This window comes from Muribacter muris (genome assembly GCF_001038205.1).
Taxonomy (GTDB): Bacteria; Pseudomonadota; Gammaproteobacteria; order Enterobacterales; family Pasteurellaceae; genus Muribacter; species Muribacter muris.
The window spans coordinates 1-8,449 of sequence record NZ_JWIZ01000095.1 but is presented as its reverse complement, the minus strand read 5'-3'; the positions used below and the strand labels follow the sequence as shown (position 1 = coordinate 8,449).

The window sequence follows — 8,449 nt, the reverse complement described above, 5'->3', positions numbered from 1 at the left end:
CCCCTACAAGCGAACAAAAAAACAACTTTGTGCAACTACGACAGATATTGATCTTTTCACAAGTATTCGCCAATAGCGAAATCTTTATACCTTACTCTTTTTGAATGAACATAAAAAAGGACGCTCAATAGCGTCCTTTTTATCTTTCCAATATAGTCGTTCTGCCCTGCTACTCCGCCGATTACGCTTTGGTTTTCTTGGCTTTTTTCCATTTCCAAAAGACAAATAAGCCGCCGATCAAGAGCAACGCCCAAATTACCATCTGTCCACGGTGAATTTGCGCTTCCAGCCAGTCTAAATTTTTTGCACCGAAATCGCCGAGATACACCCAGATCGGCACGGAGATAATCGCCGCCATAAAATCAACCGCAACGAAGCGGGTAAAGCTGACTTTACGGGTAATGCCGGAGACCAAATAGACCACCGCTCGCAGCCCCGGTAGAAAACGGGCGACAAACAGTAATTTCCAGCCCTGTTTTTCAAAACGGGCTTGCACGGTCGCAAAACGTGCCGGCGTGGCAACATTGCGAATGAGCGGAAAGTTGAGAATTTTCTCCCCGTAAATCCGCCCCAGCCAATACATTGTGCTATCGCCCACTAACACGCCGAACATACTCACGACCAACATCCAATGCACATTGGTATAGCCCAAGCCGGAAATCACCCCACCGGAAACGAGGGTAATATCTTCGGGGATCGGCACACCAAAACCACACGCCAGCAAGACAAAAAAGACCGCCCAGTAGCCGTAGCTACTGAAAAATTCAATCAGAAATTCCATTTGCTTTCCTTTCGTTGTTTAAATTACGCACGGAACTACGCACCACTAATTCCGGAAAAAATTCTAAGGTTTTCGGCAAATGCTCGCCGCTTTGATCTTTTATCCGCTCTAACAAAACGTCCAACGCCATCTGCCCTAAGCGGGTTTTGGATTGATGAATGGTCGTGAGCGGCGGTGCATAAAAGCGGGAGCTGTGAATGTTGTCGTAACCGATAACGGAAATATCCTGCGGTACAGACAAGCCTTTTTCCGTAATCGCCGAAATCGCCCCCAGTGCAATGGTATCACAACCGCACACCACCGCAGTCGGTAATTTATCTTGTCGGAGCAGGCTGTTCATACTTTCATAACCGCCTTCCGGTTCAAAATCGTTCTCTTTAATCCACTCTTCGCGAATGAGCAAGCCGGCTTCCGTCATTGCTTTGACAAAGCCGTTAAAGCGGGCTTTGGCAGTAGTTTTATATAAATGACCGGCAATGATCGCAATATCACGGTGGCCGTTTTCAATGAGATGACGGGTTGCCATATAGCTGCCGTCAAAACTGTGGTCGATAATGCGATCGCTCTTTTCGTCATTTGGTGCCCAATCCATTACCACCATTGGCACATTTGAGCCATTAAACAACGCCAATGAATTGTCCGTATATTCCGAGCACATCACCAAAATGCCGTCCACCCGCTTTTTCACCAACATATCCAAGTGATTTTGGATCTTTTCGACCTCATTTTGCGTATTACACAAAAACAGCGAATAACCTTGACGGTAGCAATACTCTTCGACCGCCAAGACAATTTCAGCGAAATAGGGCGCTTCGCTGGTGGTAATAATCATACCGATAGATTTTGTCGTATTGATTTTCAGGCTACGAGCCACCGCACTCGGCGAATAGTTCAACGCGGTTACTGCATTCCACACGGCTTTGGTCGTCTCTTGCGAAACAAAACGTGTTTGATTAATCACGTGGGAAACGGTTGTCGTTGAAACACCGGCAAGTTTGGCGACATCTTTAATTGTGGCCATAATCACGGTCCTTCATCACAAAAAATTGCTTCATTATAGCCAAAAATGACGGATTTCCTAAACAAAATCGGGGCTTTCGATTGCATTTTTATTAAATCCTTTTAGAATACACCTTATTTCAATGACAGATTTACGGAGTGAATTATGGGCGCTTTTGGTTATGCAATGTTAGCCGTTACCGGTGCATTAGGTATGATTGTATTATTCGCTATCAACATTTTCTAATCTCAATCCATTCAAACACCAAAATGGTGGGCAAACTCACCATTTTCTTTGACGATTATGGCTAAACTGACCTTCGCTTCCCTTGCTTTTAATGCCAGCCACACCCCAATTTCCGAACAATTTGACGATATTTATTTTTCTACCCAAGACGGTTTGGCTGAAAGCCGTTACGTTTTCCAAGAGGGCAATCAGCTTTGGGAAAAATGGCAGCGCCACACCAACGCCTATTTTGTGATTGCCGAAACCGGCTTCGGCACGGGGCTAAATTTCCTCGCCGTTGCCGAACGTTTTAAGATCTTTCGCCAAAGCTACCCCAATAGCCCGTTAAAGCGTCTTTATTTCATCTCGTTTGAAAAATTTCCGCTCACCGCTACGCAACTGGCTGAAGTTCATCAAGCCTATCCGCAATTTGCACGTTTTTCGCAACAACTGACCGCTTGTTGGCAGCCTCGTCAATGTGGCTGTCAGCGTTACCATTTTGGCGAAATTTATCTCGATCTTTGGTTCGGCGAAATGGCCGACAATCTGCCCCAACTGGGCGACAGCTACAACAGCACCATTGACTGTTGGTTTTTAGACGGTTTCTCACCGGATAAAAATCCGCAAATGTGGGGTGAGCCGCTTTACCGCCAAATGTTCCGCCTAACCGCCCAAGGCGGCTCTTTTGCCACCTTTACCGCCGCTAGCGATGTTCGGCGGGGCTTGCAAGCGGTCGGATTTGAGGTCAAAAAACGCAAAGGCTTCGGCAAAAAGCGGGAAATGCTATGGGGTGAAAAACCGCTGGATAGCACGCCTCTGCCGCCGCAATATCCCTATTTTTATCCTCATCGTCAGCCGATTGTCGAGGATATTGCGATTGTCGGCGGGGGCGTTGCCAGCCTTTTTGTCGCATTGTCGCTACTGGAACGGTGCAAAAAGGTTACCCTCTATTGTCAAGATAATGCTCTTGCGCAAAATGCGTCCGGCAATCTGCAAGGGGCAATTTACCCGCAATTAAGCGATGATGACGAGCGCAATATCCGTTTCTATGTGCATAGTTTCGATTATGCCAAGCAACGTTTGGCACAACTTGCCCAACACGTTGATTTTGAACATCATTTTTCCGGCGTAGCGCTCTATGCTTATAACGAAAAAACCGCCAAAAAGTTACAAAAAATGGCGGAGCAAGATTGGGACAACGCCCTATTTGAGCTGTGCGATGCCGACACATTAAGCGAAAAAATCGGGCTTCCCGTTCAAAACGGCGGCGCATTTTTAGCGGATAGCGGCTGGCTCTCCCCCGTTCAATTAGTCCAAAACGGGTTTGCCTACCTTGCACAATTAGGGCTAAAGATTGTGCTAAACCACAAAGTCGAACATCTTGAATACAAAGGCGAACGCTGGCAGTGGCAGCATAACGGGCAAACATTCGGCCACGCAGCCGTAGTGCTGGCGAACGGTCATCTTCTGACGGCGTTTCCGCAAGCGGAGGGCATTCCGCTCTATCCGGTGCGGGGGCAAGTTAGCCAACTGCCGAGCAACGCTACCTTAGCCAAGCTGAAATGCGTGGTCTGCTATGACGGCTATCTCACCCCAATATCTGCGCAACGCACGCACTGCCTTGGGGCGAGTCATCTGCGGGATAATGCCGATAACACTTTCAGCCTCACGGAACACCAACAAAATTTTGCAAAAATTCAGCAAAATCTGACCGCTTGCGACTGGGTGAACGAGCTGGATAGCTCACACAATCTGGCAAAAGTCGGTATTCGGGCGGCGTTTCGGGATCGCATTCCAATGGCGGGAGCAATGCCGGATTTCAGCGCACAAAAAGCGGATTATGCCAATCTCTACAATCAATTACGCCGGGAAATGCCGATCGCTCAAGCCAAAAGCTACCCTGCACTTTATCTGGTCGCCGGCTTGGGATCGCGGGGATTGACGACCGCTGCCCTGCTCGGCGAGCTGCTCGCCAGCCAAATATGCGGTGAACCACTTCCATTGAGCGAGGACATTCTGCACGCCCTCACGCCAAACCGCAGTTGGATTCGTCATCTGATAAAAGGGAGAACCATTTAATGAAAAAACGGTTGTGTTACTTTATTTTGAGCCTTGCATTGTTAGCCAACAGCGCTTTCGCCGCTCAGCTCAACGTATTTGCCGCCGCCTCGCTCACTAATGTGTTGCAGCAAATCGGCGATGCCTATAAGCAACAAGCACCAGATACCGAGCTTGTCTTCTCTTTCGCCGGCTCATCGACTTTGGCAAAACAGATTGAACAAGATGCACCGGCGGATCTGTTTATTTCTGCCGACCAAAAATGGATGGCATATTTGGCGGAAAAACGTTCGCAAAAAATTGCACAAATCACCCCGCTTGTACAAAATGAACTGGTGCTGATTGCCCCACAATCCAGCCCACTCACACCTTCAACGCTAGATGATTTTGATTGGCAAGCCGCTTTGGGCGAGGGCTATTTAGCAGTGGGTGATGATAATGTCCCCGTCGGGCGTTATGCGAAAAAAGCCCTTGAATATTTCGGTGTGTGGGCGCAAGTTTCGCCTAAATTGGCAAAAGCAAAAGATGTGCGTGCCGTGCTTGCCTATGTGGAACGGGGCGAGCTGCCGCTCGGCATTGTCTATGCGACCGATGCTAACATCAGCCGCAAAGTGAAGCGAATTGCCACCTTTCCTGCGGCAAGTTACGGGGAGATTATTTATCCTGCTGCCACGGTGAGCGACAATCCGCAAGCTGCGCATTTTTTGGCATTCCTAACATCGCCTCAAGCGCAACAAATTTTTCTCAATGCCGGCTTTAAGCCATTGAAATAACAATGTTTTCCTTTTCCGATGCCGAACTTACCGCCATTGTGTTAAGCCTAAAAGTCGCTAGCGTGGCGATCCTATGGGCACTGCCGCCTGCCATTTGGGTGGCATGGTTGCTCGCCCGCAAACAGTTTTGGGGAAAAACCTTATTAAACGGCATTGTGCATTTGCCCCTTGTATTGCCGCCGGTGGTGATCGGCTATCTGCTCTTGATTTTAATAGCGAAAAAAGGGCTAATCGGGCAGTATTTGTGGCAATGGTTCGGCATCTCTTTCAGCTTTTCGTGGCGTGGGGCGGTGTTAGCCTCTGTGGTTATGGCTTTTCCGCTAATGGTGCGTGCTATCCGGCTGGCTTTTGAAAATGTCGATCCGAAACTTGAACACGCCGCCCGCACCTTAGGGGCAAGCCCGTTGAAAGTGTTCTTCACGCTCAATTTACCACTCTCTCTCTCCGGTATTATTGCCGGTTCAGTGCTTGGTTTTGCCCGCTCTCTCGGTGAATTTGGGGCAACCATCACATTTGTTTCAAATATTCCTAACCAAACCCAAACCATTCCGGCAGCACTGTACAGCTTCATTGAAAGTCCGGACGGCGAACGGGCTGCGGCTCGGCTCTGCTTGGTGGCGATAGCCATTTCGCTCACGGCACTATTCTGCTCGGAATGGTTAGCCCAACGCCAAAAACGGACACATTAGGGAGAAGAATGCTACAAATATCCGTTCAACAATCCCTCGGCGAGCTGCATTTAGCAGTGAACACAACCATTGCTGCCAAGGGCGTTACCGCCATACTAGGACGTTCGGGGGCGGGGAAATCCAGCCTGATCAACCTGATCGCCGGTTTAAGCCAAGGCGCAAGCGGCAGTATTCGCTTAAACGATCGGATCTTGTTTGATTCACACCAGAACATTTATTTGCCACCAGAAAAACGGCGGGTCGGCTATGTGTTTCAAGAAGCACGCCTCTTTCCTCATTATCGAGTGGCGGGCAATCTCAACTACGGCTGCAAGCGGTCTGATTCGGCAAAATATCTGCAAATTGTGGCATTATTAGGGATTGAGCATTTGCTCGATCGCTCCCCCGCACATCTGTCGGGCGGCGAAAAACAGCGAGTGGCGATCGGGCGGGCATTACTGAGCGATCCGGATATTTTATTATTAGACGAGCCGCTCTCCGCCCTCGATCTGCCCCGAAAACAAGAATTATTGGCTTATTTGGGGAAACTCACCCGCACCCTCCACATTCCGATTCTTTATGTTACCCACAATCTTGATGAAGTGGTTGCATTGGCGGATTATATCTTGCTGATGGATAACGGCAAAATGCTGGCTCACGACACCACAGAGAAGGTTTGGCACAGTGCGGCATTTGCCCCTTGGCAGCCGCTTAGCCAAAAAATCACCCTGCTGGAACTCCCGATTGCCACCCAGCTCAGCGCCTATCAAATGCTCGGCTTACGCATCGGCTCTCAATACCTTTGGGTACCGCAGAATTCTCGTTATCAAAATGGAGATAAATTACGCATCACCCTTGCCAGTCGGGATATTTCTCTTACGCTTAGCCCGCCGCAGCACAGCTCAATCCGCAATATTCTCAACGGACAAATTTGCAAAATATTGCCCCAAACCGACCGCGTGGATATCGCTGTACAAATCGACCAGCACAAAATCTGGGCAAGCATTAGCCATTGGGCATTTGACGAACTAAAATTCACCCAAGGGCAAACCGTTTACGTACAAATCAAAAGCGTCTCCTTATAGCTTGTTTTTTCGGCTAACAATTTCCCCCACCTAGCTTTTCAGACGCTTTTCCCTTATAATCTCTGCCAATTATCACTCCCCCTTTAGCTCAGTCGGTTAGAGCAGGCGACTCATAATCGCTTGGTCACTGGTTCAAGTCCGGTAAGGGGGACCAACTCCACTTTTCCCGTCTTATTTTCTCTTACGTTTTCATTAACTCTAGCCTTATATATCAAGCCTTTCAAGCTTTTTTATCTTATTTCTTCTTACGCTTTATTGCGTATTCTTACGTTTACAACCGCAAATTTTAGTAGTAGATTTAGCAGTATCTTCCGAGAATACAAAATAGCAGTACTGCTAAATGCTTAAAAAACCATACCGAATAAGTATTCACCCTATTCTGGGCCATACTTCTATTTTGTTTAAATTTCACAGAACTTGAACAAGGGGCAACCTTTTAATCAGTTCACTTTTAACGTAATAAAACGATGTTATGGCACGGATCACGAAACCTCTTACTAATACAGAGATAGACAGAGCAAAAGCCAAAGAGAAAGATTTAAAACTGACGGACGGGCAAGGGCTTTTCTTATTGGTGAAAACTAATGGTAGTCGCTTATGGCGATTTAACTATTACAAGCCTTTAACCACGCCACCAAAGCGAACAGAAATTAGTTTAGGCAAATATCCCGATATTTCCCTTGCCCAAGCACGCAAGCAACGGGAAGAGTTTTTAGCGCTGCTGGCGAAAAATATCGACCCGCAAACATACCGGCAGCAGATTGAAAGCGAAGAGATCAGCAAGCGGGAAAATACCCTATACAAAGTGGCGGATAAGTGGCGGCAAAAACGGCTGAATGATGCCGCCAATGGTGAAATTCAAATAAAGACAATCGAGAAGAACTGGAGCAGGCTGGAAAAGCATTTGTTCCCGATACTCGGCAATCAGCCGATTTCCTCTATCACACCGAAGCTAGTCGTCAAAGCCCTTGAGCCGTTACAGGAAAAAGGAATAGGCGATACATTGCACCGTGTGATCCGCCTGCTTAATGAAATTATGAACTATGCCGTCAATGCCGACATCATCGAATTTAACAAGTGCGTGAATGTATCAGCGAATTTAAGCACGCAGAAAACCGAGAACAACCCGACTATCCGTCCCGAAGAATTACCCCTATTCCTTGAGCGATTAAGAGATTACAACCTTAGCCTACAAACCAAGATTTTAATCAAATGGCAATTACTCACGATGGTAAGACCACGAGAGGCAGCAACGGCAGAATGGGCTGAAATTGATTTTGAAAAAAAGCTATGGATTATCCCCGCCGAAAAAATGAAAGGCGGCAAACGTCCGCATACGGTTCCCCTCGCTCGGCAAGCGGTCGGATTGTTAGAAAAAATGCAAAAAATCACAGGGCTTAGTCGCTACATTTTTCAAAGCGAACTCAAGCCACAGCAAGCAATGAACCCACAAACAGCCAATCGTGCGATTAGATTATTAGGCTATCAAGGCAAGCTCACTGCTCACGGGCCTACGCAGTATTGCCAGCACTTACCTCAATGAGCAACTAATCAATTATGACGTAGTAGAAGCCTGCTTAGCTCACATCATCGCCGACCAAACACGAAAAGCCTATAACCGCACCGATTATTTAGATCAACGTGTGGCGGTGATGCAACAGTGGGCGGATTATGTGGAGCAGTGTGAAAAGCAAATAAAATTTTAAATAAATAAGGCGAATATATGTATTTTTTAACTTCATTAAAAGCAAAATGTATCTCAATGTGTCAATGATCTTCCAAAATTGAACCACAAAGATCCTTTAAAAGTGTTCCACTTTTATTATTTCTTAATTACGATGTTTAAATCGATAAGATTC

Annotated in this window: 7 protein-coding genes and 1 tRNA gene; 6 read left to right on the top strand and 2 right to left on the bottom strand. The window is 47.2% G+C overall.

Annotated features, from left to right (window positions below; genetic code table 11):
* Positions 1-181: 181 nt before the first annotated feature.
* Entirely contained in the window at positions 182-781 is a 600-nt protein-coding gene (locus RO21_RS11420) for a DedA family protein (RefSeq protein WP_047977906.1), read from the bottom strand.
* Positions 765-1,802 carry an HTH-type transcriptional repressor PurR gene (purR, locus tag RO21_RS11415; RefSeq protein WP_047977905.1) on the bottom strand — a complete coding sequence of 346 codons (1,038 nt, stop codon included), beginning with the start codon at positions 1,800-1,802 and terminating at the stop codon, positions 765-767. The genes RO21_RS11420 and purR overlap by 17 nt, the downstream gene beginning before the upstream one ends.
* Positions 1,803-2,084: 282 nt before the next feature.
* On the opposite strand from purR, the gene mnmC reads away from it, so the two are divergent.
* From mnmC to RO21_RS11385, 6 genes are all read left to right on the top strand, one after another.
* Positions 2,085-4,085 carry a bifunctional tRNA (5-methylaminomethyl-2-thiouridine)(34)-methyltransferase MnmC2/FAD-dependent 5-carboxymethylaminomethyl-2-thiouridine(34) oxidoreductase MnmC1 gene (gene mnmC, locus RO21_RS11410; RefSeq protein ID WP_047977904.1) on the top strand — a complete coding sequence of 667 codons (2,001 nt, stop codon included), beginning with the start codon at positions 2,085-2,087 and terminating at the stop codon, positions 4,083-4,085.
* Positions 4,085-4,837 carry a molybdate ABC transporter substrate-binding protein gene (gene modA / locus RO21_RS11405; RefSeq protein ID WP_047977903.1) on the top strand — a complete coding sequence of 251 codons (753 nt, stop codon included), beginning with the start codon at positions 4,085-4,087 and terminating at the stop codon, positions 4,835-4,837. The genes mnmC and modA overlap by 1 nt, the downstream gene beginning before the upstream one ends.
* A gap of 2 nt (positions 4,838-4,839) precedes the next feature.
* The gene (gene modB / locus RO21_RS11400; RefSeq protein WP_047977902.1) at positions 4,840-5,526 is read left to right on the top strand and encodes a molybdate ABC transporter permease subunit; all 687 of its coding nucleotides are present in this window, start codon (positions 4,840-4,842) and stop codon (positions 5,524-5,526) included.
* Entirely contained in the window at positions 5,493-6,590 is a 1,098-nt protein-coding gene (modC, locus tag RO21_RS11395; RefSeq protein ID WP_420911997.1) for a molybdenum ABC transporter ATP-binding protein ModC, read from the top strand. Before modB ends, modC begins: the two co-directional genes overlap by 34 nt.
* Positions 6,591-6,667: 77 nt before the next feature.
* Positions 6,668-6,744, top strand: a tRNA-Ile gene (locus RO21_RS11390).
* A gap of 318 nt (positions 6,745-7,062) precedes the next feature.
* Positions 7,063-8,133, top strand: a complete 1,071-nt coding sequence (locus tag RO21_RS11385; protein WP_338151731.1) for a tyrosine-type recombinase/integrase — start codon at positions 7,063-7,065, stop codon at positions 8,131-8,133.
* Positions 8,134-8,449 lie beyond the last annotated feature (316 nt).

Excerpts from the sequence above, each read along its gene's own strand:
- RO21_RS11420 (WP_047977906.1), bottom strand. The coding sequence starts at position 781 with ATGGAATTTCTGATTGAATTTTTCAGTAGCTACGGCTACTGGGCGGTC.
- purR (WP_047977905.1), bottom strand. The coding sequence starts at position 1,802 with ATGGCCACAATTAAAGATGTCGCCAAACTTGCCGGTGTTTCAACGACA.
- mnmC (WP_047977904.1), top strand. The coding sequence starts at position 2,085 with ATGGCTAAACTGACCTTCGCTTCCCTTGCTTTTAATGCCAGCCACACC.
- modA (WP_047977903.1), top strand. The coding sequence starts at position 4,085 with ATGAAAAAACGGTTGTGTTACTTTATTTTGAGCCTTGCATTGTTAGCC.
- modB (WP_047977902.1), top strand. The coding sequence starts at position 4,840 with ATGTTTTCCTTTTCCGATGCCGAACTTACCGCCATTGTGTTAAGCCTA.
- modC (WP_420911997.1), top strand. The coding sequence starts at position 5,493 with ATGGTTAGCCCAACGCCAAAAACGGACACATTAGGGAGAAGAATGCTA.
- RO21_RS11385 (WP_338151731.1), top strand. The coding sequence starts at position 7,063 with ATGGCACGGATCACGAAACCTCTTACTAATACAGAGATAGACAGAGCA.